Consider the following 23,732-nt stretch of genomic DNA (forward strand, 5'->3'; position numbering starts at 1 on the left):
GCCTCGACCCAGACCATCCGGAGGTCCCCGTGTCCGCGCCCGCTCTGCTCGTCCTGGAAGATGGCACTGTGTTTCATGGTCAGGCGATTGGCGCCCTGGGCCAGACGGTCGGCGAGGTGGTATTCAACACCGCGATGACCGGTTATCAGGAGATCCTGACGGATCCCTCCTACCACCGGCAGATGGTCACGCTGACCTATCCGCATATCGGCAACACCGGTACCAACCCGGAGGATGACGAGTCCGCACGCGCCCATGCCGCCGGGCTGATCATTCGCGACCTGCCGCCGCTGGTGTCGAACTGGCGTTCGCGCGAGTCGCTGCCGGATTACCTGCTGCGTCACGGCATCGTGGCGATCAGCGGGATCGATACCCGCAAGCTGACCCGTATCCTGCGCGAGAAGGGCGCGCTGAACGGCTGCATCCAGGCCGGCGATGTGGACGAGGCCGCGGCCCTGGCGGCCGCGCGCGAGTTCCCCGGCATCAAGGGTATGGACCTGGCGCGCGAGGTCACCACGCGCAGCCGTTATGAATGGCTGGAGGGTACCTGGCAGCTCGGCGAGGAGCCGGCGCGGGTGAACCCGGAGCAGGCCGAGTTTCATGTGGTGGCCTACGACTTCGGCATGAAGCAGAACATCCTGCGCAAACTGGCAGACCGTGGCTGTCGCGTGACCGTGGTGCCGGCCGAGACGCCGGTGGACGAGGTGATGGAGCTGAAGCCCGACGGCGTGTTCCTGTCCAACGGCCCGGGTGACCCCGAGCCCTGCACCTACGCGATCGAGGCGATCCGCGACATCTGCGAGCGCAAGCTGCCGCTGTTCGGCATCTGCCTCGGGCATCAGCTGCTGGGCATCGCCAGCGGCGGCAAGAGCGTGAAAATGAAGTTCGGCCATCACGGGGCGAACCACCCGATCCGACACGAGGAAAGTGGGCGGGTGATGATCTCGTCGCAGAACCACGGTTTTGCGATCGACGAGGACAACCTGCCCGATACGCTGACGCCGACCTACCGGTCGCTGTTCGACGGCACGCTGCAGGGGATCGCCCGCACCGACTGCCCGGCCTTCAGCCTGCAGGGGCACCCCGAGGCCAGCCCGGGCCCGCACGACGTGTCCCCGGCGTTCGACGACTTCGTCGAGATGATGCGCGCCGCGCGCAGCTAAAGCACCTCCCGAATTTCCGATTTCGACAGCCTGCGAGAGCCGTCACATGCCCAAGCGTACCGACATCCAGAGCATCCTGATCCTCGGGGCCGGCCCGATCGTGATCGGTCAGGCCTGCGAGTTCGACTACTCCGGCGCCCAGGCCTGCAAGGCCCTGCGCGAAGAGGGTTACCGGGTGATCCTGGTGAACTCCAACCCGGCGACCATCATGACCGATCCGGAGATGGCGGATGCCACCTACATCGAGCCGGTGGAATGGGAGACGGTCGCCAAGATCATCGAGAAGGAGCGCCCGGATGCGGTCCTGCCGACCATGGGTGGTCAGACCGCGCTGAACTGCGCGCTGGACCTGTCGAAGGAAGGCGTGCTCGAGAAGTACGGCGTGGAGATGATCGGCGCCAACGAGGCGGCGATCGACATGGCCGAGGATCGCGACCACTTCAAGGCGGCGATGGCCGATATCGGCCTGGATACCCCGACCGCGATGCTCGCGCATTCATGGGAGGAGGCGCAGGAGGTCCAGCCGAAGATCGGCTTCCCGGTGATCATTCGGCCGTCGTTCACCCTGGGCGGTTCGGGCGGCGGTATCGCCTACAACCGCGAGGAGTTCGAGTACATCGTCAAGAACGGGCTCGATCTCTCGCCGGTGAACCAGGTGCTGCTGGAGGAGTCCGCGCTGGGCTGGAAGGAGTTCGAGATGGAGGTGGTCCGCGACAAGGCGGACAACTGCATCATCATCTGCTCCATCGAGAACCTGGACCCGATGGGTATCCACACCGGGGACTCGATCACCGTGGCCCCGGCGCAGACCCTGACCGACAAGGAATACCAGATCATGCGCGACGCCTCGCTGGCGGTGCTGCGCAAGATCGGTGTGGAGACCGGCGGCTCCAACGTGCAGTTCGCGATCAACCCGGAGAACGGGCGCATGATCGTGATCGAGATGAACCCGCGGGTGTCGCGTTCCTCCGCGCTGGCCTCCAAGGCGACCGGCTTCCCGATCGCCAAGGTCGCGGCCAAGCTGGCGGTGGGCTATACCCTGGACGAGCTGAAGAACGATATCACCGGCGGACTGACCCCGGCCTCGTTCGAGCCGTCCATCGACTACGTGGTCACCAAGATCCCGCGCTTCACCTTCGAGAAGTTCCCGCAGGCCGAGGCGCGTCTGACCACGCAGATGAAGGCGGTGGGCGAGGCGATGGCCATCGGCCGCACCTTCCAGGAGTCGTTCCAGAAGGCGCTGCGCTCGATGGAGACCGACATGGACGGCCTTGACGAGCGGATTGATCTGACGGCCGAAGATGTCGTCGATCAGCTGCGCACGAAGCTCGCCAACCCCAGCCCCGACCAGGTGCTGTACGTGGCCGATGCCTTCCGCGCCGGCTTCTCGATCCAGGACATCTTCGAGCTGACCGCGATCGATCCCTGGTTCCTGGCCCAGATCCAGGAGCTGGTGGATGTCGAGAAGAGTCTCAAGGATCGCATCCTGAGCGACATCAAGGCCGAGGAGATGTACCGCCTGAAGCAGCGCGGCTTCTCCGACCTGCGCCTGGCCAAGCTCCTCAACGAGACCGAAAAGGCCGTGCGCAAGCACCGTCACGGCCTGGGCGTGCGCCCGGTGTACAAGCGGGTGGATACCTGTGCGGCCGAGTTCGCCACCACGACCGCGTACATGTACTCCTCCTATGAAGAGGAGAACGAGGCGGAGCCGACCGACAAGCAGAAGATCATGGTCCTGGGCGGCGGGCCGAACCGCATCGGCCAGGGTATCGAGTTCGACTACTGCTGCGTACATGCCGCACTCGCGATGCGCGAGGACGGGTACGAGACCATCATGGTCAACTGCAACCCGGAGACTGTCTCCACCGACTATGACACCTCGGATCGGCTGTACTTCGAGCCGCTGACCCTGGAGGACGTGCTGGAGGTCGTGGCGACCGAACAGCCGGCCGGCGTGATCGTGCAGTACGGCGGCCAGACCCCGCTGAAGCTCGCGCGGGATCTCGAGGCGGCCGGCGTGCCGATCATCGGCACCAGCCCGGACTCGATCGACCTGGCCGAGGACCGCGAGCGCTTCCAGGCCCTGCTGAACAAGCTGGGACTCAAGCAGCCGCCGAACCGCACCGCGCGCAGCGAGGAAGAGGCGGAGAAGCTGGCCGACGAGATCGGCTACCCGCTGGTGGTGCGCCCGTCCTACGTGCTCGGTGGCCGCGCGATGGAGATCGTGCGCGACCGCGAAGACCTGCGCAGCTACATGCAGAACGCGGTGTCCGTCTCCAACGATGCCCCGGTGCTGCTGGACCGCTTCCTGGATGACGCGATCGAGGTGGATGTCGATGCCATCTCGGATGGCGAGAACGTGATCATCGGCGGGATCATGGAACACATCGAGCAGGCCGGCGTGCATTCGGGTGACTCGGCCTGTTCGCTGCCGCCCTTCTCGCTGTCCCTGGAGCTGCAGGACGAGATGGTCGAGCAGGTGCGCAAGATGGCACTGGGGCTCAAGGTCGTCGGCCTGATGAATACCCAGTTCGCGATCAAGGGCGACGATATCTACGTGCTGGAGGTCAACCCGCGCGCCTCGCGCACCGTGCCATATGTCTCCAAGAGCGTCGGCCGGCCGCTGGCCAAGATCGCCGCCCGCTGCATGGCCGGGCAGACCCTGCCCGAGCAGGGCATGGGTGATGCCGTCTACCCCGACTACTATTCGGTGAAAGAATCGGTGTTCCCGTTCGCCAAGTTCCAGGGCGTGGACCCGATCCTGGGGCCGGAGATGAAGTCCACCGGCGAGGTGATGGGGGTCGGTCGCAGCTTCGCCGAGGCCTTCGCCAAGAGCCAGTTGGGGGCGGGCGTGCTGTTGCCGTCCACCGGCAAGGCCTTCGTGTCGGTGCGCGAGATCGACAAGCCGCATGTGGCCGAGGTCGCCCGGCGCCTGGTCGAGCTGGGATTTGAGGTCCTGGCGACCCGCGGTACGGCGAAGGTTCTGGAGGAGGCCGACATCACGGTCACGCGCGTGAACAAGGTGACCGAAGGCCGCCCGCATATTGTCGACATGATCAAGAACGACGAGATCAGCTTCATTATCAATACCGTGGAGGGCAAGCAGTCGACCTCCGATTCCTACACCATTCGGCGCGAGGCGCTGATGCACAAGGTGGGCTATACCACGACCATCGCCGGTGCGCGTGCCACGGTGCAGGCCCTGGATCATCTGGGGGCGAACGATGTGTTCCGGCTGCAGGACCTCCATCAGGAGAATCTCGGAGGGAAGAGCGCATGAACAAGACCCCGTTGACCGTCACCGGCGCTGAGAAGATGAAGGCGGAGCTGAAGAAGCTGAAAGGCGAGGATCGCCCGCGGGTGGTGAATGCGATCGCCGATGCGCGCGAACACGGTGACCTGAAGGAAAACGCCGAATACCACGCTGCACGCGAGCAGCAGAGCTTCATCGAGGGTCGCATCCGCGAGCTGGAGGGCAAGCTCTCCAATGCCCAGATCATCGACGTCACGGCCCTGCCGCAGACGGGCAAGGTCGTGTTCGGTGTGACTGTGGTGCTCGAGGCGACCGAGGACGGGCGCAAGGTGACCTACAAGATCGTTGGCGAGGACGAGGCCGACATCAAACAGAACATGATTTCGGTGTCCTCGCCGATCGCGCGCGCGCTGATCGGCAAGGAAGAGGGCGATGTCGTGACCGTCCAGGCGCCGGGCGGCGAGACGGAGTACGAGATCCTCGAGGTGCGCTACGTCAACTGACGTAGCGGCCTGCGGCTGGGATCAGGCCGGGTCGAGGGTCACCTTGGGCTCGTCCGGATTGCGCCGGAACAGGGTTGCCACGTAGCCGATTCGCTGGACCAGGGCCGCACCCGTGCGTTCGCACAGGTCCTCGACCGTGCCATTGCGGGCCTCGCGGTCGCCGATATTGACCTTGATCTTGACCAGTTCGTGATGTGCCAGTGCCTGTTCCAGCTCCTTGACCACGGCGTCCGTCAGGCCATTGCGGCCGATGGTTACGATGGGCTTGCGCGGGTGGGCGAGGCTGCGCAGGTGGCGGCGTTGCGCGTCGGTCAGATTCACGTGGGATTCGATTCGGTATTGGAACACGGAAATTGTAGCACGCGGATCGCGTGCCTGAGCCAGGAGAACCTCGGTGCCCAAGCGTAGCCGTTCCAGTCAACGCTGGCTGAAGGAGCACTTTGACGACCCGTACGTGCAGCGGGCGCAGCAGGAGGGCTACCGCGGTCGCGCCGTGTACAAGCTGCAGGAGATCGACGAACGTGACCGGCTGCTCAAACCGGGCATGCGCGTGGTCGACCTGGGGGCGGCACCGGGCGGCTGGACGCAGTACGCCGCCCAGAAGATCGGTCGCAAGGGGGTGCTCGTGGCCTCCGACATCCTGCCGATGGACCCCGTGCCCGGTGCCACGATCATTACCGGTGACTTTCGCGAGGATGCGGTCCTGGGGGCGATCCTGGAGGCGCTGGACGGGCAGCGCGCGGACCTTGTGCTTTCCGATATGGCCCCCAACCTAACCGGTACGGATGCCATCGACCAGCCGCGGTCGATCCACTTGTGCGAGCTGGCGCTGGAGTTGGCCTGCGATGTGCTGAACCCTCGGGGTGCGATGCTGGTCAAGTTGTTTCAGGGTGAGGGATCGGACGCCTACCTGGCCGAGGTACGGCGCCGGTTCGAGAAGGTGCAGGTGCGCAAACCGCAAGCCTCGCGCCCACGGTCACGCGAAGTGTACGTATTGGCGCGCGGCCCTCGGGATGTGTAAAGCTCGCGAGAATCCACGTAGGTAAAAGTTTTTCGAGGTGGCGTTTTGAACGGTCTGGCCAAGAATTTGATCATCTGGGCGGTTATCGCAATCGTCCTGATGTCGGTATTCAACAACTTCAGCCCGCAACAGCAGCAGGATGTGCGGAGTATTACCTATTCCGAGTTCATCCGGGATGTGCAGGGCGGTCGGATCGACAGCGTCACCATCGAGGGCGACAAGATCCGTGGCCAGACCATCGAGGGTCAGCGCTTCACCACGGTCAATCCCAATGACACCGGCCTGATCGGTGATCTGCTGCAGAACAATGTGGAGATCAATGCACAGGAGGATGCCGAGCGTTCGCTGCTGATGAGCATCCTGATTTCCTGGTTCCCGATGCTGCTGCTGATTGCCGTGTGGATCTATTTCATGCGCCAGATGCAGGGTGGCGGTGGCGCCGGCCGTGGGGCGATGTCCTTCGGCAAGTCCAAGGCCAAGCTGATGTCCGAGGACCAGGTAAAGGTTACCTTCGGCGACGTGGCCGGCTGTGACGAGGCGAAGGAAGAGGTCTCCGAGCTGGTCGACTTCCTGCGTGACCCGTCCAAGTTCCAGAAGCTCGGTGGCCAGATCCCGCGTGGCGTCCTGATGGTCGGCTCGCCGGGTACCGGGAAGACCCTGCTGGCCAAGGCCATTGCCGGCGAGGCCAAGGTCCCGTTCTTCAGTATCTCCGGTTCAGACTTCGTGGAGATGTTCGTGGGTGTGGGCGCCTCGCGTGTGCGTGACATGTTCTCCGAGGCCAAGAAGCACGCCCCCTGCATCATCTTTATCGACGAGATCGACGCAGTCGGACGCCAGCGTGGCGCCGGCATGGGTGGCGGTCACGACGAGCGCGAGCAGACCCTGAACCAGCTCCTGGTCGAGATGGACGGCTTCGAGGGCACCGAGGGCATCATCGTGATCGCCGCGACCAACCGCCCGGACGTGCTCGACCCGGCGCTGCTGCGCCCGGGCCGCTTTGACCGCCAGGTGGTGGTGCCGCCGCCGGACGTGCGTGGCCGCGAGCAGATCCTCAAGGTCCACATGAAGAAGACGCCGATCGCCGAAGACGTGCGTCCGGACCTCATCGCGCGTGGCACGCCGGGCTTCTCCGGCGCGGACCTGGCGAACCTGGTCAACGAGGCAGCCCTGTTTGCGGCCCGGGCCGGCAAGCGCCTGGTCGACATGAGCGACTTCGAGCGCGCCAAGGACAAGATCATGATGGGCGCCGAGCGCAAGTCCATGGTGATGTCCGAGGACGAAAAGAAACTGACGGCCTACCACGAGGCGGGGCACGCGATCGTCGGGCTCACGGTCCCCGAGCACGACCCGGTCTACAAGGTCAGCATCATTCCGCGTGGACGGGCCCTGGGTGTGACCATGTTCCTGCCCGAGGAGGATCGCTACAGCCACTCCAAGACCCGACTGGAGAGCCAGCTGGCGAGCCTTTTTGGGGGGCGTCTGGCGGAAGAAATCATCTTTGGCGACGACAAGGTGACCACCGGTGCCTCCAACGACATCGAGCGCGCCACACAGATTGCGCGCAACATGGTGACCAAGTGGGGTCTTTCCGAGAAGCTGGGTCCGCTGGACTACGGCGAAGAGGAAGGGCACCCGTTCCTCGGCGGGCAGATGGGGGCGAAGTCCAAGCCGATGTCCGACGAGACCGCGCGCCAGATCGACGCCGAGGTGCGCCGGATCATCGACACGAACTACCAGAATGCGAAGCAGATCCTGCTGGACAACCTCGACAGACTGCACGCGATGGCCAAGGCGCTGATGAAGTACGAGACCATCGATGACAAGCAGATCGAGGACATTATGGCCGGACGCGAGCCCCGAGAACCGGCGGACTGGGACAGCGACAGCGGATCCGGTGGGTCGGCGCAGGCGAGTGACGAGCCCGCTGGCGATTCCGACGACGGCCGCGAGGACGACGACAGCAAGGGTGTCGTCGGCGGGCCTGCCCCGCAGTCCTGATCGAGCGAGGTATCACTCCGGTGGCGAAAGGCCACCATGGGCCGCCAGGGACTCCTTGGCGGCCTTTTCATTTGGCGGGGAGGCAAAGACATGGGCATGGATACGGAAGGCGCGCCTGCGGTCCTGCGCTGCGGAAGGCACCGGCTGGCGCTGGATCGCCCGCGGATCATGGGCATCCTGAATGTCACGCCCGATTCGTTCTCCGATGGCGGCGCACATCAGCGTGTGGAACAGGCCCTGGAGCATGCCCGCACGATGGTGGAGCAGGGCGCTGACCTGATCGATATCGGGGGCGAGTCGACGCGTCCGGGGGCGCAGCCGGTCGCACTGGACGAGGAACGGCGGCGGGTGTTGCCCGTGGTCGAGGCCCTTGCCGCGGAACTGGATGTCCCGCTGTCGGTGGACACGATGAAGCCGGCCCTGATGCCCGAGGCCGTGGCGGCGGGGGCTACGCTGCTGAACGACGTTAACGGGTTTCGCGCCGAGGGGGCCTGGGAGGCTGCCGTGGCCGCCGCCCGCGAGCAGGGCGTCGCCCTGTGCGCGATGCACATGCAGGGGGAGCCGCAGTCCATGCAGCAGGCCCCGCACTACAATGACGTCGCGCGGGAGGTGGGCGCGTTTCTGCGCGATCGGCGCGAGGCGTTTGCGCGCGACGGCGTGCCAGCCGAGCAGTTGCTGCTGGACCCGGGCTTCGGATTCGGCAAGACGCTGGAGCACAACCTGGCACTCTTCCATGCGCTGCCCGCGCTGGCCGAGCTCGGGTCCCCGCTGCTGGTGGGGGTCTCGCGCAAGTCGATGATTGGTGCCCTGCTGGGGGATTGCCCGGTGCAGGAACGTGACGCCGGTTCCGCGATTGCCGCGTTACTGGCGGCGCAGGCCGGCGCGCGTGTCCTGCGTGTGCACGATGTCGCAGGGACACACGATGCGCTGGCGCTATACTCCGCACTGACACCACAGGCGTGGCGGGGCTCCCGTCAGTCGTGATTCGTATTCAGTATTAAGGGAGAAGCAAGCGGCATGGGGCGTTATTTCGGCACCGACGGGATTCGTGGGCGTACAGGCGACTGGCCGATGACGCCCGAATTCGCGCTGCGTCTGGGCTATGCGGTAGGCGAGGTGCTGGGCGCGCGGGCCCAGCGTCAGGGTCCGGTGCTCGTGGGGAAGGACACCCGGGTCTCGGGCTACATGTTCGAGTCTGCCCTGCAGGCCGGGTTGTCGGCTGCGGGCCTGGATGTCGCCCTGCTGGGGCCGATGCCGACCCCCGCAGTGGCCTATCTCACGCGGACCTTCCGTGCGACCGCCGGTGTGGTGATCAGCGCCTCGCACAACCCGTTTCACGATAACGGCTTCAAGTTCTTCACCCCGGAGGGCGACAAGCTCGCGGATGCGGTGGAGGAGGCTATCGAGGCACGGCTAGAAGAGCCGCAGCGCTCGGTGGACGGGGCCCACCTCGGCAAGGCCGTCCGTATCGCCGATGCCGCCGGGCGTTACATCGAGTTCTGCAAGAGCGCGATCCCGGCGCGCTCCGAGCTGCGCGGCCTGCGTGTCGTGGTCGATTGTGCCCACGGCGCGACCTACAACGTCGCCCCGCCGGTATTCGAGGAACTCGGGGCCGAGGTGGAAGTCCTGGGTGCCCGCCCGGATGGCTATAACATCAACGCCGGCGTGGGCGCGCTGTACCCGGAGGTCGTGGCCGAGCAGGTGAAGGCCTCCGGGGCTGACCTCGGGATCGCCCTCGATGGGGACGGTGACCGCGTGATCCTGGCCGATGCGAACGGCAACGTGGTCGATGGTGACCAGATCCTGGGGATTCTCGCCCTCGATCGCCAGCAGTCGGGCCTGCTCCAGGGCGGCGTGGTCGGTACCCTGATGACCAACCTTGGGCTCGAGAATGCCCTGGGCGAGCACGGGATCCCGTTTATTCGCGCCAAGGTGGGTGATCGCTACGTGCTCGAGGAGCTGCGTCAGCGCGCCTGGATGCTGGGCGGAGAGGGATCCGGGCACATCGTCTGCCTGGAGCACACGACGACCGGTGACGGGACCGTTGCGGCATTGCAGGTCGCCCACCTGATGCATCGCACCGGCTGCTCGCTCGCGGAGCTCGCGGCGAAGATCCCGAAGCTCCCGCAGTGCCTCGTGAACGTCCCGGTCTCGGGCAAGGCCAATGGCTGTCTGGAGGCGCCCACCGTGCGCTCCGAGGTCGCCGCGGTTGAGGCCGAGTTGGGTGCGCACGGGCGTGTCCTGCTGCGCCCGTCCGGTACCGAGCCCCTGGTGCGCGTGATGGTCGAGGCCGAGGACGAAGTCATTACCCGTCAGGCCGCCGAGCGCATCGCCGACAGCATCCGCGCGGCTGTTTGATCCCGGTCTGCGGGCGTCGTCGGCCGATGGGTGATTCTTCACGGGACAGGCCGCCCGTTTGCCCGGACCTGGGCTCGGTTGATTTGCACCGGGTGCGCCGGTAACATCCCGCCGCTCTAATCATCATGATCGGACTCCGTGTATCCGCACGGATCCGACCGTTCTCGCAGGAGGAAGATCCGCATGCGCAAGCCGCTGGTCGCCGGTAACTGGAAGATGAACGGTTCGCGCGAAGCGAACCGCGCCCTCCTGTCGGCCCTGAAGGGCAGTCTGGGTGACCTGCAGGGTGTCGACGTTGCGGTGTGTCCGCCCGCCGTCTACCTGGCCGAGATCGCCGAGACCCTGTCGGGTAGCGTGATCGAGGTCGGTGCGCAGGATTGCTCTGACCAGGAAAAGGGCGCGTATACCGGCGAGCTGGCCGGCTCCATGCTGGCTGAGGCGGGCTGCCGTTACGTGATCGTTGGCCACTCCGAGCGGCGCGAGCGCCAGAACGAGACCAGCGAATGGGTGGCGGCCAAGTTCATCGCCGCCCAGGCCGCTGGCCTGACGCCGATCCTGTGTGTTGGCGAGCAGAAGAGTGACCGCGAAGGCGGGCGCACCGAATCCGTGGTGGCCGAGCAGCTGGATGCGGTGCTGGATGCCGCCGGCGTCGAGACCTTCGATCGCGCCGTGATCGCCTACGAGCCCGTCTGGGCAATCGGAACCGGCCTGACCGCCACGCCCGATCAGGCGCAGGAAGTGCACGCCTTTATCCGCAACCGAGTGGCGGGCCGCGACCCGCGTGTCGCTGCGGATCTGCGTATCCTCTACGGCGGCAGCATGAAGGCGGACAACGCCGCGGGCCTGCTGGCGCTGGAAGACATCGACGGCGGGCTGATTGGTGGCGCCTCGCTGGACGCCGATGCCTTTACCGCGATCGCCCGTGCGGCGGCCGAGCGGGTCGCGGCATGATCTACGGGTTGCTCCTGGTCGTTCAGGTCTCGGTCTCGATCGCCCTGATCGCCCTCGTGTTGATGCAGCATGGCAAGGGTGCCGACGCGGGGGCGGCCTTTGGCAGTGGTGCGTCCGCGACCGTGTTCGGTGCGCGCGGGTCGGCCAATTTTCTGAGCCGCTCGACCGCGTTTCTGGCTGTTGTGTTCTTCGTGAACAGCTTGACGCTGGCCTATCTCGCCTCCTCGACGCCTCAGGCCGAAAGCCTGATGGATCAGCTCGAAGCGGAAGAGATGCGCGAGGAGGGTGATATTCCGGAAGGCATTCCCGGTACAGTACCCCGGGATGACGAATCGGATGCCCCGGCCTCCGACCGCCCGGCCGACGTACCTGAATAGGCCGGCGACCGCGGCCTCTTAGACAGGCAGATGTGGTGGAATTGGTAGACACGCTATCTTGAGGGGGTAGTGGCGAAAGCCGTGTGGGTTCGAGTCCCACCATCTGCACCATTTCGAAGGCCCCTGGCGACGTTCGAGAATCGGCGTCAGGAGTCAAAACAAAATAAAATCAGTAACTTATAAAATTACAAATACTTGACACCGTTTTCACGGTTCACCTAGACTCCGTGCCCGGTATGCGCCCTTGCCTCGTCCATCGAGGTGGCCACCAACCGGTGCATTCAACCAGCAACGCTAGAACGGCTCGCGGACGCGCCGGATCCACGCGGCACCCTGCGAACCGACCCGCCCGAGGGCGGTGTACGGGAGAGAGACATGCTGGAAGGTTATCTACCCATCCTGCTGTTCATCGCAGTGGGGATCGTGATCGGCATCGTGCCGCTGGTGGTCGGGATGGCCGTCGGGCCGCGCAAGCCCGACGCCGCGAAGAATTCGCCATACGAGTGCGGCTTTGAGGCCTTCGAGGACTCGCGGCTGAAGTTCGATGTGCGCTTCTACCTGGTCGCGATCCTCTTCATCATCTTCGATCTCGAGATCGCATTTCTCTTCCCGTGGGCGGTATCGCTGGATGCCATTGGCCTGTTCGGGCTTCTTGCGATGGCCGTGTTTTTGCTCATTCTGGTCGTCGGATTCATTTATGAGTGGAAGAAGGGGGCGCTGGAATGGGAATAGAAGGCGTTCTTGAAAAGGGCTTCGTCACCACCTCGGCTGACAAGCTCATCAACTGGGCCCGTACCGGCTCCCTGTGGCCGATGACCTTCGGGCTCGCCTGCTGTGCGGTCGAGATGATGCACGCCGGTGCCGCGCGCTATGACCTCGACCGCTTCGGGATCATCTTCCGGCCCAGCCCGCGCCAGTCCGACGTGATGATCGTCGCCGGCACGCTGGTCAACAAGATGGCGCCGGCGCTGCGCAAGGTGTACGACCAGATGCCCGAGCCGCGCTGGGTGATCTCCATGGGCTCCTGCGCCAATGGCGGCGGCTACTACCACTACTCCTATGCCGTGGTGCGCGGGTGCGACCGCATCGTGCCGGTGGATGTCTACGTGCCGGGCTGTCCGCCCACGGCCGAGGCACTGCTCTACGGCATCATCCAGCTGCAGAACAAGATCCGGCGCACGAACACCATCGCGCGCTGACGCACCCGGGGTTTCAGATGGCTGAACAAGACAACTGGATCGACGCCCTGCGGGCGGAACTGGGCGACGCCCTGGAGACGGTCACCGAGGCCTATGACGAGGTCACGGTCGATATCCGGCCGGAGTCCTGGCGCGAGGCCGCCGAGAAGCTGCGCGACGCGTTCGGCTTCGAGATGCTGATCGACCTGTGTGGAGTGGACTATCTCGAATACGGCCAGGACGAGTGGGGCACGGAGTCCGCGACCAACACGGGTTTCTCCCGCGGGGTCGAGGCGGCCACCTCCGGGCGCTTCACGTTCGACGACGCGCCGGAAGACAGCCTCTGGGACGGGCCACGCTTCACCGTGGCCGTGCAACTGCTGTCGATCCAGCACAATCGTCGCCTGCGTATGCGCGCCTGGCTGGCCGATGACGAATTCCCCGAGATCGAGTCGCTGGTGGAGGTCTGGGCCTCGGCCAACTGGTTCGAGCGCGAGGCCTTCGACCTGTTCGGGATCCTGTTCTCCGGGCACCCGGACCTGCGCCGCATCCTCACGGACTACGGCTTCGTCGGTCATCCGTTCCGCAAGGACTTCCCGCTGGTCGGTCATGTGGAGATGCGCTACGACGCCGAACAGGCGCGCGTGGTGTACCAGCCGGTGACCATCGAGCCGCGTGTGCTGGTGCCCAAGGTGATCCGCGACGACCATCGCTACAGCGAGGGCGAGAAGCCAGGCGAAGGAGCCGAGAATGCCTGAGATTCGCAACTTCACCCTGAACTTCGGGCCGCAGCATCCGTCCGCCCACGGCGTGCTGCGCCTGGTGCTGGAGATGGATGGCGAGGTCGTGCAGCGCGCCGACCCGCATATCGGCCTTCTTCACCGCGGGACCGAGAAGCTCGCCGAGAGCAAGCCGTACAACCAGTCTATCGGCTACATGGACCGCCTCGACTACGTGTCGATGATGGCCAACGAGCACGGCTACGTGCTGGCGATGGAAAAGCTGCTCCAGATCGAGGCCCCGCTGCGGGCACAGTACATCCGGGTAATGTTCGACGAGATTACCCGCATCCTGAATCACCTGATGTGGCTGGGCGCCCACGCGCTGGATATCGGCGCGATGGCGGTGTTCCTGTATGCCTTCCGCGAGCGCGAGGACCTGATGGACTGCTACGAGGCGGTCTCGGGTGCGCGCATGCACGCGACCTATTACCGTCCGGGTGGGGTCGCGCGCGACCTGCCGGGGACCATGCCGCAGTACCAGCCGTCCTCCTGGAAATCTCAGGAAGTGGTGGACGACCTGAACAAGGTTCGCCAGGGCTCGCTGCTGGACTTCATCGAGGCCTTTACCGAGCGCTTCCCGGGCTGCGTGGACGAGTACGAGACCCTCCTGACCGACAACCGTATCTGGAAACAGCGCACTGTGGGCATCGGCGTGGTCGATCCCGAACGTGCCATGCAGCTGGGCTTTACCGGCCCGATGCTGCGCGGCTCCGGCATCGAGTGGGACCTGCGCAAGAAGCAGCCCTACGAGGTCTATGACCGCCTCGACTTCGATATCCCGGTGGGCGTCAACGGCGACTGCTACGACCGCTACCTGGTGCGGATCGAGGAGATGCGCCAGTCCAACCGCATCATCCGCCAGTGTGTGGACTGGCTGCGCCAGAATCCGGGTCCGGTGCTGCTCGAGGATCACAAGATCACCCCGCCGAAGCGCGAGGAGATGAAGGCCGACATGGAGGCCCTGATCCACCACTTCAAGCTGTTCACCGAGGGGATGTGCCTGCCGGAAGGCGAGGCCTATGCCGCGGTCGAGCATCCGAAGGGCGAGTTCGGCGTGTATCTGGTCTCGGATGGTTCCAACAAGCCCTATCGCCTGAAGGTCCGTCCGCCGGGCTTTGTGCACCTGTCCGCGCTGGACGAGATGGCGCGTGGCCACATGCTGGCCGACGTGGTCGCGATCATCGGGACCCAGGACATCGTATTCGGGGAGATCGACCGCTGATGGCTGCCGAACAGAAAACCGTCGCCTTCCACAAGCCCGCCGGCAAGAAGGTGGAGCTCAGCCACCACGAGCGCGAAGAGATCGACGCCTGGGTGGCGCGCTATCCGGACGACCAGAAGCGCTCCGCGGTTCTCGGCGCCCTGCGCGCAGTGCAGCACGAGGACGGCTATCTCTCTACCGCGAAGATGGACGCCGTGGCCGAGTACCTCGGCCTGCCGGCGATCGCGGTGTACGAGGTCGGCTCGTTCTACTCGATGTACGAGCTGGAGCCGGTTGGGAAGCACACCATCATGGTGTGCAACAACATCTCCTGCATGCTGCGCGGCTCGGAACAGATCATCGAGCACCTGGAGAATCGTCTCGGCATCAAGCTCGGCGAGAGCACGCCGGACGGCAAGTTCTACCTGAAGATGGAAGAGGAGTGCCTGGCGGCCTGCTGTGGTGCCCCGATGATGCAGGTAGACCACGTCTACTACGAGAATCTCACCCCCGAGAAGGTGGACGAGATTCTTGACGGTCTGGAGAAGTAGCATGGCCAACCAGATCTGCTTTGCGACCCGCTACCTGGACGACCCTGCCTCGCTCGAGACCTACAAGAGCGTCGGCGGCTACCAGGCGCTGGAGAAGGTCTACAAGGGCAAGATGGCCCCCGAGGACGTGATCGAGGAGGTCAAGGCCTCCAACCTGCGCGGCCGCGGCGGGGCGGGCTTCCCGACCGGGCTCAAGTGGTCGTTCATGCCGCGCAACACCCCGGGCCAGAAGTACATCGTCTGCAACTCGGACGAATCCGAGCCGGGCACCTGCAAGGACCGCGAGATCCTGATGTACAACCCGCATGCCCTGATCGAGGGCATGGCGATCGCCGGCTACGCGATCGGCGCGACCGTGGGCTACAACTACATGCGCGGCGAGTTCATGGACGAGGTGAACACGCGCTTTACGGCAGCCCTGAAAGAGGCCTACGACGCCGGTTATCTCGGTAAGGACATCTTCGGTTCCGGGGTCGATTTCGATCTCCACCCGTCACTGGGCGCCGGCGCCTACATCTGCGGCGAGGAGACGGCGCTGCTGGAGTCGCTGGAAGGCAAGAAGGGCCAGCCGCGCTTCAAGCCGCCGTTCCCGGCCAACTACGGCCTGTACGGCAAGCCGACCACGATCAACAACACCGAGTCACTGGCCTCGATCCCGGCGATCATCCGCAACGGCGGGCAGTGGTTCGCCGATCTGGGGGTGCCCAAGTCCGGTGGCGAGAAGCTGTTCTCCGTCTCCGGACACGTGAACAAGCCCGGGAACTACGAGATCCCGCTGGGCACGCCTTTCAAGGACCTCCTGGAGATGGCCGGTGGCGTGCTCAACGGGCGCAAGCTGAAGGCCGTGATCCCCGGCGGATCGTCGGTTCCGGTGGTCCCGGGCGATGTGATGCTGAAGGCCAACATGGACTTCGACTCGATCGCCCAGGCCGGGTCCATGCTGGGCTCCGGCGCGGTGATCGTGATGGATGAGACCGCCGACATGGTCAAGGCCCTGCAGCGCATCTCGCGCTTCTACTTCTCCGAGTCCTGCGGCCAGTGCACGCCCTGCCGCGAGGGGACCGGCTGGCTCTATCGCATGCTGACCCGCATCGTGGAAGGGCAGGGCCGTCCCGAGGATCTGGAGCGCCTGGACGACGTGGCCAGCAAGATCGAGGGGCATACCATCTGCGCCCTGGGCGATGCAGCGGCGATGCCGGTGCGCAGCTTCATCAAGCACTTCCGCCACGAATTCGAATACTACATCCAGCACGGTCGGAGCCCGGTGGCAGACGCCGCCTGACGCCCCCCGCGCATCCGCAGCAGGAATCGAGCATGAGTCAGGATCAGAAGCAGGATCTGGTCAGCATCGAGATTGACGGCCGCACGATCGAGGCGCCCAAGGGCTCCATGCTGATCGACGTGGCGGACGATGCCGATATCCGCATTCCGCGGTTTTGCTACCACAAGAAGCTGTCGGTGGCGGCGAACTGCCGTATGTGCCTGGTCGAGGTGGAGAAGGCACCCAAGCCGCTGCCCGCCTGCGCGACCCCGGTCATGGACGGGATGAAGGTCTACACCCAGTCTCCACTGGCGTTGCGCGCGCAGAAGGGGACCATGGAGTTCCTGCTGATCAACCATCCACTGGACTGCCCGATCTGCGATCAGGGTGGTGAGTGCGAGCTGCAGGACGTGGCCATGGGCTACGGCGACAGTGTGTCCAAGTACACCGAAGCCAAGCGCGTGGTGAAGGACAAGGATATCGGTCCGCTGATCGAGACCGAGATGACCCGCTGCATCCATTGCACCCGCTGCGTGCGCTTTGGCGAGGAGATCGCCGGCGTGCGCGAACTGGGCGCGACCGGGCGTGGCGAGCATATGCGCATCGGCACCTACGTAGAGAAGACCGTGGCCCACGAACTGTCGGGCAACGTGATCGACCTGTGCCCGGTTGGCGCGCTGACCGCCAAGCCGTCGCGCTACACCGCGCGTGCCTGGGAGCTGTCGCAGGCCGCGACCATCGCCCCGCACGACGCGGTCGGTTCCAACCTCCACCTGCATACCCACGACGGGCGCGCAATGCGCGTGGTCCCGCGCGACAACGAGGCGGTCAACGAGACCTGGATCTCCGACCGCGACCGTTTCAGCTACACCGGCCTGTACGCCGAGGATCGCCTGACCCGCCCGCGCATGAAGGTGGACGGCCAGTGGCAGGACGTCTCCTGGGAGACCGCGCTGAGTTATGTCGTCGAGGGCCTGAAGGAGACTGCCCCCGACCGCATCGGTGCGCTGCTGTCGCCGTCGCTGTCGGTGGAAGAACACTACCTGGCGCAGAAGGTCCTGCGCGGCATGGGCGTCACCGATATCGATCATCGGCTGGACCAGGTGGATTTCTCCGACGAGGCGGCCGCGCCGCTGTTCCCGTACCTGGGCGCGGCCATTAGCGATCTGGATACGGCCGATGCCGTGCTGCTGGTGGGCTGCAATCCGCGCCGCGAACAGCCGCTGCTCGCCCATCGCCTGCGCAAGGCGGCCTCGCGCGGGGCGCGGGTCAGCCTGATCAATGACATGCTGCTGGATCTGACCTATCCGGTTCAGGCCCAGCTGGTCGGCCACGAGCGCGATCAGGTCATGGCCCTGGCGGGTGTGGCCGGGCAACTGGCCGCCGCCGGCAAGTCGCTGCCCAAGAAGCTGGAAAAGGTCGTCAAGGCCGCCGAGGCCGATGACGCCGATACGCGGGCCGCGTTCGAACACATTGCCAAGTCGCTGCTGGATGCCGAGCAGGGCCATGTCCTGCTGGGCCAGGTCGCGATCCACGGGCCGGCCTTTGCGACCCTGCGCGCCCTGGCCGGCTGGATCGCCAAGCACACCGACGCCCGTCTGGGATACCTGCCGGCCGGCGCCAGTGCCGCGGGTGCCTGGCTGGCCGGCGTGCTGCCGCACCGCGGCCCGGCCGGGGCCGAAGTCGAGGTCGCCGGCCGGAACGCGGCCGAGATGCTGGCCGAGGGTCGGGATGCCTTCGTGGTCGCCGGTATCGAACCCGGGCGTGACGGGGCCGATCCGGTTGCGCTGCGCGCCGCGCTCGAGAAAGCCGGCTTCGTGGTCGCACTGAGCGCCTATGCCAATACGGATCTGGAAGCCGTGGCCGATGTACTGCTCCCGGTTGCCACCAGCTTCGAGAACTCCGGGACCTTCGTGAACGCCGAGGGCCGTTGGCAGAGCTACCGTGCCGCGGCCCGCGCGCAGGAAGACACTCGCCCCGGCTGGAAGGTCTGGCGCGTGCTCGGGAATCTGCTGGAACAGCGCGGCATGGACTATCTCGACTCGCGCGCGGTGCGTGACGAGCTGAAGGGCCTGCTGGCGGATGCCAATTTCGATACTGCGGTCAACATGAACAAGGCGCAGATTTCCATTCCGGAGCCGGCGCAGGGCGACCTGTATCGCGTACAGGCGGCCGGGCTCTACAGCACGGATGCTCTCGTGCGCCGTGCCGAGCCACTGCAGACCAGCCCCGAGGGCCAGCTGGCCGAGTGCGTAATCGTGCATCCCGAATCCGCCGGCGGGCTTGATACCGGCTCGCGCGTGAAACTGCGTCAGGCCGGCGCCGAGACGGAGCTGACCCTGATCCTGGACGACGCCGTGCCGGTAGGCCTGGCGGTGACCTTTGCGGGCTCGACGGCCATGGGCCGGTTGGGCGCCCCGAACGCCACGGTCACGCTCGCGCGTGCCTGAGGGAACGTAAGACATGTTCGACTGGATGATGAACCTCTACAGCAGCCTGCCGACGGTGATGCAGATCCTGATCGGCATTCAGCTGATCGTGATCCCGCTGATGCTGGCCGTGGCCTACACGACCTTCGCCGAACGCAAGGTGATCGGCTATGCGCATGTGCGCGTCGGGCCGAACCGGGTCGGGCCGCGCGGCTGGCTGCAGCCGATCGCGGATGCGCTGAAGCTGCTGACCAAGGAGGTCATCCTCCCGACCAATGCCAACCGCTTCCTGTTTCTGAGTGCCCCGGTGCTGACCATCGCCCCGGCGCTGGCCGCCTGGGCGGTAATCCCGTTCTTCGATGGCGGGGCGCTGGCCAACGTCAATGCCGGGCTGCTGTACCTGCTGGCGCTGACCTCGCTCGGCGTATACGGGATCATCATCGCCGGCTGGGCCTCGAACTCGAAGTATGCGCTGCTGGGGTCGCTGCGTTCGGCCGCGCAGCTGGTCTCCTACGAAATCGCGATGGGTTTTGCCCTGGTCGGCGTGCTGATGGCTGCCGGCACGCTGAACGTGGGCGGCATCATCGAGGCGCAGTCGGGCAGCATGTACCACTGGTTCCTGCTGCCGCTGCTGCCGCTGTTCTTTGTGTATTTCATCTCCGGGATTGCCGAGACCAACCGCGCGCCGTTCGACGTGGCCGAGGGCGAATCCGAGATCGTCGCGGGTTTCCACGTCGAGTACTCGGGCATGGCGTTCGCCGTGTTCTTCCTGGCCGAATACGCGAACATGATCCTGATCTCGGCCCTGACCGCGATCCTGTTCCTCGGCGGCTGGCTGTCGCCCTTCCAGGGCATCCTGCCGCAAGCGGCCTTTGACCTGCCGGTCATCGGTGCGCTGCTGGATCATGGCATCCACTGGTTCTTGTTCAAGACGGCGGTGTTCCTGTTCGCCTTCTTGTGGTTCCGTGCCACTTTCCCGCGCTATCGCTATGACCAGATCATGCGTCTTGGCTGGAAGGTGCTGATCCCGGTGACCATCCTCTGGCTGTTTGTCGAGGGCGTGCTGGTCGCGTTCAACGTCGGCCCGTGGTTCGCCTGAGGAGTTCGTGATGAAAGCGTTCCGCCGATACCTGAAGAGTTTTCTGTTCTTTGAACTGCTGCTGGGGTTGCGCCTGACCGGGCGTTACCTGCTGAGCCGCAAGTTCACCGTGCAGTACCCGGACGAGAAGACCCCGATGTCGCCGCGTTTCCGCGGGCTGCATGCGCTGCGCCGCTACCCGAACGGCGAGGAGCGCTGCATTGCCTGCAAACTGTGCGAGGCGGTCTGCCCGGCGCTGGCGATTACGATCGACTCCGAGGAGCGCGCGGACGGCACGCGCCGCACGACGCGCTACGACATCGACCTGTTCAAGTGCATCTTCTGCGGCTTCTGCGAAGAGGCCTGTCCGGTGGATTCCATCGTCGAGACGCACATCTTCGAGTACCACTTCGAGAACCGGGGCGAGCAGATCATGACCAAGGACAAGCTCCTGGCCATTGGTGACCGCTTCGAGAAAGAGATCGCCGAGGCCCGTGCGATCGACGCCCCGTACCGGTAACGCAGGGACCGCCCCATGACCTTCGAGTTGATCCTTTTCTATCTCTTCGGCGCGATCCTGCTGGGCGGCGCACTGGCGATGATCAGTGTGCGCAACCCGGTGCACGCGGCCCTGTTCCTGGTGCTGTGCTTTGTCGCCGCGGCCGCGATCTGGCTGCTGGCGGAGGCGGAGTTCCTCGGCATCGTGCTGGTGCTCGTCTACGTTGGCGCGGTGATGGTGCTGTTCCTGTTCGTGGTGATGATGCTCGACATCAACCTGGCCAAGCTGCGCGAGGGCTTCACCGAATACCTGCCGGTGGGCATCGTGGTCGCGGTCGCGATGGCCACCGTGTTGGTGGCCGTGATTACCCGCTACATCACGATGGATGTGCCGGAGCGCGCAGGGCCGGAATACGCCAACACCGAGGCCCTGGGCGCGATCCTCTACACCGAATACGTCTATCCGTTCGAGATTGCGGCGGTGATCCTGCTGGTGGCGATCATCGCGGCGATCTCGCTGACCATGCGCAAGCGTCCGGACAACAAGTCGATCGATCCAGGCCAGCAGATGGCGGTCTCCCGCGAGGGTCGGGTCCGCATGGTCTCCATGGCCTCCGAGAAGAAGAAGTCCCCGCGTCGTGCTGCCCAGAGCAGCGATGCGGATGGACAGCAGGACGACTCGTCGAAATAGGCAATCCGAGTAACTAGGCATTCCGGCCAGAGGTCGGGACCCGGACACCGGGGGCGGATGCCGCCCCCGAAAGAACTCAGGGCTAGAACATGATTACGCTAGAGCACTACCTGGTGCTGGCCGCGCTGTTGTTTTCGATCAGTGTGGCCGGGATCTTCCTGAACCGGAAAAACGTGATCGTTCTGTTGATGTGCATCGAGCTGATGCTGCTCGCGGTGAACATCAACTTCATTGCCTTCTCGTTCTTCCTGCAGGACCTCGCGGGCCAGGTGTTCGTGTTCTTCATCCTGACCGTCGCCGCGGCCGAGGCGGCCATCGGCCTCGCCATCCTGGTGTTGCTGTTCCGGAATCGCGGAACCATCAACGTCCAGGACCTGGACGCAATGAAGGGATAACGGGCCATGGATACGATCTATCTACTTATCGTCCTGGCGCCGCTGTTCGGCGCGATCATCGCCGGCCTGTTCGGGCGTCAGATCGGCCGCACCGGGGCGCACAGCGTCACCATCCTCGGGGTGTCGATCTCGTTCATCCTGTCGGTGGTGGTCTTCTGGGCCCACGTGTTCGGTGACGCCGGGGTCTACAACGAAACCGTCTACACCTGGATGGTCTCCGACGGCATCCAGTTCGAGGTCGGGTTCCTGGTCGACAACCTGACCGCGATGATGATGCTGGTCGTCACCTTCGTCTCGCTGATGGTGCACATCTACACCATCGGCTACATGAAGGACGATCCGGGCTACCAGCGCTTCTTCGCCTACATCTCGCTGTTCACCTTCTCGATGCTGATGCTGGTGATGGCGAACAACTTCATGCAGCTGTTCTTTGGCTGGGAGGCCGTGGGCCTGGTCTCCTACCTGCTGATCGGCTTCTGGTACAAGCGGCCGACCGCGATCTACGCGAACATGAAGGCGTTCATCGTCAACCGGGTGGGGGACTTCGGGTTCCTGATCGGGATCGCCGCGCTGGTGTTCTACACCGGCAGCCTGAACTACGCCGATGTGTTCGCCGAAGGTCAGTCGATGAGCGAGGCGACCATCACCATCTGGCCGGGCTGGACCTTCGGCCTGCTGGATCTGGCGCTGATCTTCCTGTTCATCGGTGCGATGGGTAAATCCGCCCAGGTGCCGCTGCATGTCTGGCTGCCGGACTCGATGGAAGGCCCGACCCCGATCTCCGCGCTGATCCACGCGGCGACCATGGTGACCGCGGGTATTTTCATGGTGGCGCGCATGTCGCCGCTGTACGAGTTCTCCGTCCCGGCGCTGTCGTTCATCCTGATCATCGGGGCGATCACCGCGTTCTTCATGGGCCTGATCGGGCTCGTCCAGAACGACATCAAGCGGGTGGTGGCGTATTCGACGCTGTCGCAGCTGGGCTACATGACCGTGGCGCTGGGCGCCTCCGCCTACGCCGCCGGCCTGTTCCACCTGATGACGCATGCCTTCTTCAAGGCGCTGCTGTTCCTGGCCGCGGGCTCGGTGATCATCGCGATGCACCACCTGCAGGACATGCGCGCGATGGGTGGGCTGCGCCGGCACATGCCGATCACCTACGTGACCGCGCTGATCGGCTCGCTGGCGCTGATCGGGTTCCCGTTCTTCTCCGGGTTCTTCTCCAAGGACGCGATCATCGAGGCGGTCGGCTACTCGCAGATCCCGGGGGCGACGTTTGCCTACTGGCTGGTGCTGGCCGGGGTGTTCGTGACCGCGTTGTACACCTTCCGCATGTTCTTCATGGTGTTCCATGGCGAGGAGCGCTATGACCAGGCGCACAAGTACATGCCCGACCATGGCGATGACCACGACGACGAACACGGCGATGATCATCACCACGGCCCGCTGCAGCCGAAGGAATCGCCGTGGGTAGTCACTCTGCCGCTGGTCCTGCTGGCGATCCCGTCGGTGGTGGCCGGCTACTTCATCGGCCCGATGCTGTTCGGCGACTTCTTTGCCGACAGCCTGTTCGTGCTGCCGGAGCAGGACGTGCTGGCGACCAAGGGCGAGACCTACACCGGCGTGATCGGCTTTGTGCTGCATGGGCTGATGCTGCCCGCGTTCTGGCTCGCGATGGCGGGTCTGGGCACGGCCTGGTACCTGTACATGAAGCGGCCCGAACTGCCGGGCGTGATCGCCGAACGGCTGAAGCTGGGCGTGCGCATCCTCGAGGACAAGTACGGCTTCGACCGCTTCAATGACTGGTTCTTCGCCGGCGGCAGCGTCCGCCTGGGGCGTGCGCTGTGGCGCTACGGTGATGCTCTGATCATCGACGGGCTGCTGGTCAATGGTACCGCGCGCTCGGTCGGCTGGATTTCGGCGCGCATCCGCCACATGCAGTCCGGCTTCCTCTACCACTACGCGTTCGTGATGATCATCGGCCTGCTGGTCCTGATGTTCGCCTTCGTGATCTGAGCGGCTTCGACACCCATGCGCTCGAAGC

22 protein-coding genes and 1 tRNA gene are annotated in these 23,732 nt (G+C 65.0%); 22 read left to right on the plus strand and 1 reads right to left on the minus strand.

All coding sequences use genetic code 11. The features are described from left to right. Positions 1 to 29: 29 nt before the first annotated feature. The 3 genes from carA to greA are packed head-to-tail and all read left to right on the plus strand — an operon-like array spanning position 30 to position 4,919. A complete protein-coding gene (gene carA / locus F467_RS0105820; protein ID WP_026182198.1) occupies positions 30 to 1,163 on the plus strand; it encodes a glutamine-hydrolyzing carbamoyl-phosphate synthase small subunit in 1,134 nt (377 codons plus the stop codon). Between the two features lie 46 nt (positions 1,164 to 1,209). Beyond that, on the plus strand, positions 1,210 to 4,443 hold the full coding sequence (carB, locus tag F467_RS0105825) for a carbamoyl-phosphate synthase large subunit (protein WP_018138286.1): 3,234 nt from the start codon (positions 1,210 to 1,212) through the stop codon (positions 4,441 to 4,443). Then, positions 4,440 to 4,919 carry a transcription elongation factor GreA gene (gene greA, locus F467_RS0105830; protein WP_018138285.1) on the plus strand — a complete coding sequence of 160 codons (480 nt, stop codon included), beginning with the start codon at positions 4,440 to 4,442 and terminating at the stop codon, positions 4,917 to 4,919. The genes carB and greA overlap by 4 nt, the downstream gene beginning before the upstream one ends. Positions 4,920 to 4,940: 21 nt before the next feature. Here the strand turns inward: greA and yhbY are convergent, their stop codons facing one another. Beyond that, a complete protein-coding gene (gene yhbY / locus F467_RS0105835; protein WP_017925966.1) occupies positions 4,941 to 5,240 on the minus strand; it encodes a ribosome assembly RNA-binding protein YhbY in 300 nt (99 codons plus the stop codon). Positions 5,241 to 5,313: 73 nt separating this feature from the next. Between yhbY and rlmE the strand changes: the two genes are divergently transcribed. The 19 genes from rlmE to nuoL all read left to right on the plus strand — a co-directional run bounded on the left by rlmE (position 5,314) and on the right by nuoL (position 23,704). After that, entirely contained in the window at positions 5,314 to 5,940 is a 627-nt protein-coding gene (rlmE, locus tag F467_RS0105840; protein ID WP_018138283.1) for a 23S rRNA (uridine(2552)-2'-O)-methyltransferase RlmE, read from the plus strand. A gap of 45 nt (positions 5,941 to 5,985) precedes the next feature. Beyond that, positions 5,986 to 7,938: an ATP-dependent zinc metalloprotease FtsH gene (gene ftsH, locus F467_RS0105845; protein WP_018138282.1), complete on the plus strand. Its 1,953-nt coding sequence runs from the start codon at positions 5,986 to 5,988 to the stop codon at positions 7,936 to 7,938. 90 nt (positions 7,939 to 8,028) lie between these two features. After that, complete coding sequence (gene folP / locus F467_RS0105850) at positions 8,029 to 8,922, plus strand: dihydropteroate synthase (RefSeq protein ID WP_018138281.1); 894 nt, start codon at positions 8,029 to 8,031, stop codon at positions 8,920 to 8,922. A gap of 33 nt (positions 8,923 to 8,955) precedes the next feature. Then, positions 8,956 to 10,296, plus strand: coding sequence for a phosphoglucosamine mutase (glmM, locus tag F467_RS0105855; protein WP_018138280.1), 1,341 nt, complete (start codon positions 8,956 to 8,958; stop codon positions 10,294 to 10,296). A gap of 183 nt (positions 10,297 to 10,479) precedes the next feature. Beyond that, positions 10,480 to 11,247 carry a triose-phosphate isomerase gene (gene tpiA, locus F467_RS0105860; RefSeq protein WP_018138279.1) on the plus strand — a complete coding sequence of 256 codons (768 nt, stop codon included), beginning with the start codon at positions 10,480 to 10,482 and terminating at the stop codon, positions 11,245 to 11,247. Continuing rightward, a complete protein-coding gene (gene secG / locus F467_RS0105865) occupies positions 11,244 to 11,624 on the plus strand; it encodes a preprotein translocase subunit SecG (RefSeq protein WP_018138278.1) in 381 nt (126 codons plus the stop codon). Before tpiA ends, secG begins: the two co-directional genes overlap by 4 nt. Positions 11,625 to 11,650: 26 nt before the next feature. Next, a tRNA-Leu gene (locus F467_RS0105870) sits at positions 11,651 to 11,735 on the plus strand. Between the two features lie 264 nt (positions 11,736 to 11,999). Continuing rightward, entirely contained in the window at positions 12,000 to 12,356 is a 357-nt protein-coding gene (locus F467_RS0105875) for an NADH-quinone oxidoreductase subunit A (protein WP_012982121.1), read from the plus strand. Next, positions 12,347 to 12,823 (plus strand): NADH-quinone oxidoreductase subunit B family protein, encoded by a 477-nt coding sequence (locus F467_RS0105880; protein WP_012982122.1) that lies wholly within the window; start codon positions 12,347 to 12,349, stop codon positions 12,821 to 12,823. Before F467_RS0105875 ends, F467_RS0105880 begins: the two co-directional genes overlap by 10 nt. Before the next feature lie 17 nt (positions 12,824 to 12,840). Next, positions 12,841 to 13,560 (plus strand): NADH-quinone oxidoreductase subunit C, encoded by a 720-nt coding sequence (locus F467_RS0105885; protein WP_018138277.1) that lies wholly within the window; start codon positions 12,841 to 12,843, stop codon positions 13,558 to 13,560. Next, positions 13,553 to 14,806: an NADH-quinone oxidoreductase subunit D gene (locus F467_RS0105890; RefSeq protein ID WP_018138276.1), complete on the plus strand. Its 1,254-nt coding sequence runs from the start codon at positions 13,553 to 13,555 to the stop codon at positions 14,804 to 14,806. The genes F467_RS0105885 and F467_RS0105890 overlap by 8 nt, the downstream gene beginning before the upstream one ends. Then, complete coding sequence (gene nuoE / locus F467_RS0105895) at positions 14,806 to 15,336, plus strand: NAD(P)H-dependent oxidoreductase subunit E (RefSeq protein ID WP_018138275.1); 531 nt, start codon at positions 14,806 to 14,808, stop codon at positions 15,334 to 15,336. Before F467_RS0105890 ends, nuoE begins: the two co-directional genes overlap by 1 nt. A gap of 1 nt (position 15,337) precedes the next feature. Beyond that, positions 15,338 to 16,618, plus strand: a complete 1,281-nt coding sequence (gene nuoF, locus F467_RS0105900) for an NADH-quinone oxidoreductase subunit NuoF (RefSeq protein WP_018138274.1) — start codon at positions 15,338 to 15,340, stop codon at positions 16,616 to 16,618. A gap of 32 nt (positions 16,619 to 16,650) precedes the next feature. After that, the gene (nuoG, locus tag F467_RS0105905; protein WP_018138273.1) at positions 16,651 to 19,047 is read left to right on the plus strand and encodes an NADH-quinone oxidoreductase subunit NuoG; all 2,397 of its coding nucleotides are present in this window, start codon (positions 16,651 to 16,653) and stop codon (positions 19,045 to 19,047) included. 13 nt (positions 19,048 to 19,060) lie between these two features. Then, positions 19,061 to 20,125, plus strand: a complete 1,065-nt coding sequence (gene nuoH, locus F467_RS0105910; protein WP_018138272.1) for an NADH-quinone oxidoreductase subunit NuoH — start codon at positions 19,061 to 19,063, stop codon at positions 20,123 to 20,125. Between the two features lie 10 nt (positions 20,126 to 20,135). Then, positions 20,136 to 20,624: an NADH-quinone oxidoreductase subunit NuoI gene (nuoI, locus tag F467_RS0105915; protein ID WP_018138271.1), complete on the plus strand. Its 489-nt coding sequence runs from the start codon at positions 20,136 to 20,138 to the stop codon at positions 20,622 to 20,624. 15 nt (positions 20,625 to 20,639) lie between these two features. Then, positions 20,640 to 21,293, plus strand: coding sequence for an NADH-quinone oxidoreductase subunit J (locus tag F467_RS0105920; protein ID WP_018138270.1), 654 nt, complete (start codon positions 20,640 to 20,642; stop codon positions 21,291 to 21,293). An 89-nt stretch (positions 21,294 to 21,382) separates the two neighbouring features. Next, the gene (gene nuoK / locus F467_RS0105925; RefSeq protein ID WP_012982131.1) at positions 21,383 to 21,688 is read left to right on the plus strand and encodes an NADH-quinone oxidoreductase subunit NuoK; all 306 of its coding nucleotides are present in this window, start codon (positions 21,383 to 21,385) and stop codon (positions 21,686 to 21,688) included. Positions 21,689 to 21,694: 6 nt separating this feature from the next. Then, positions 21,695 to 23,704: an NADH-quinone oxidoreductase subunit L gene (nuoL, locus tag F467_RS0105930; protein ID WP_018138269.1), complete on the plus strand. Its 2,010-nt coding sequence runs from the start codon at positions 21,695 to 21,697 to the stop codon at positions 23,702 to 23,704. The last annotated feature ends 28 nt before the right edge of the window (positions 23,705 to 23,732 follow it).

It is taken from the genome of Thioalkalivibrio sp. ALJ12 (assembly GCF_000378305.1).
Lineage (GTDB): Bacteria > Pseudomonadota > Gammaproteobacteria > Ectothiorhodospirales > Ectothiorhodospiraceae > Thioalkalivibrio.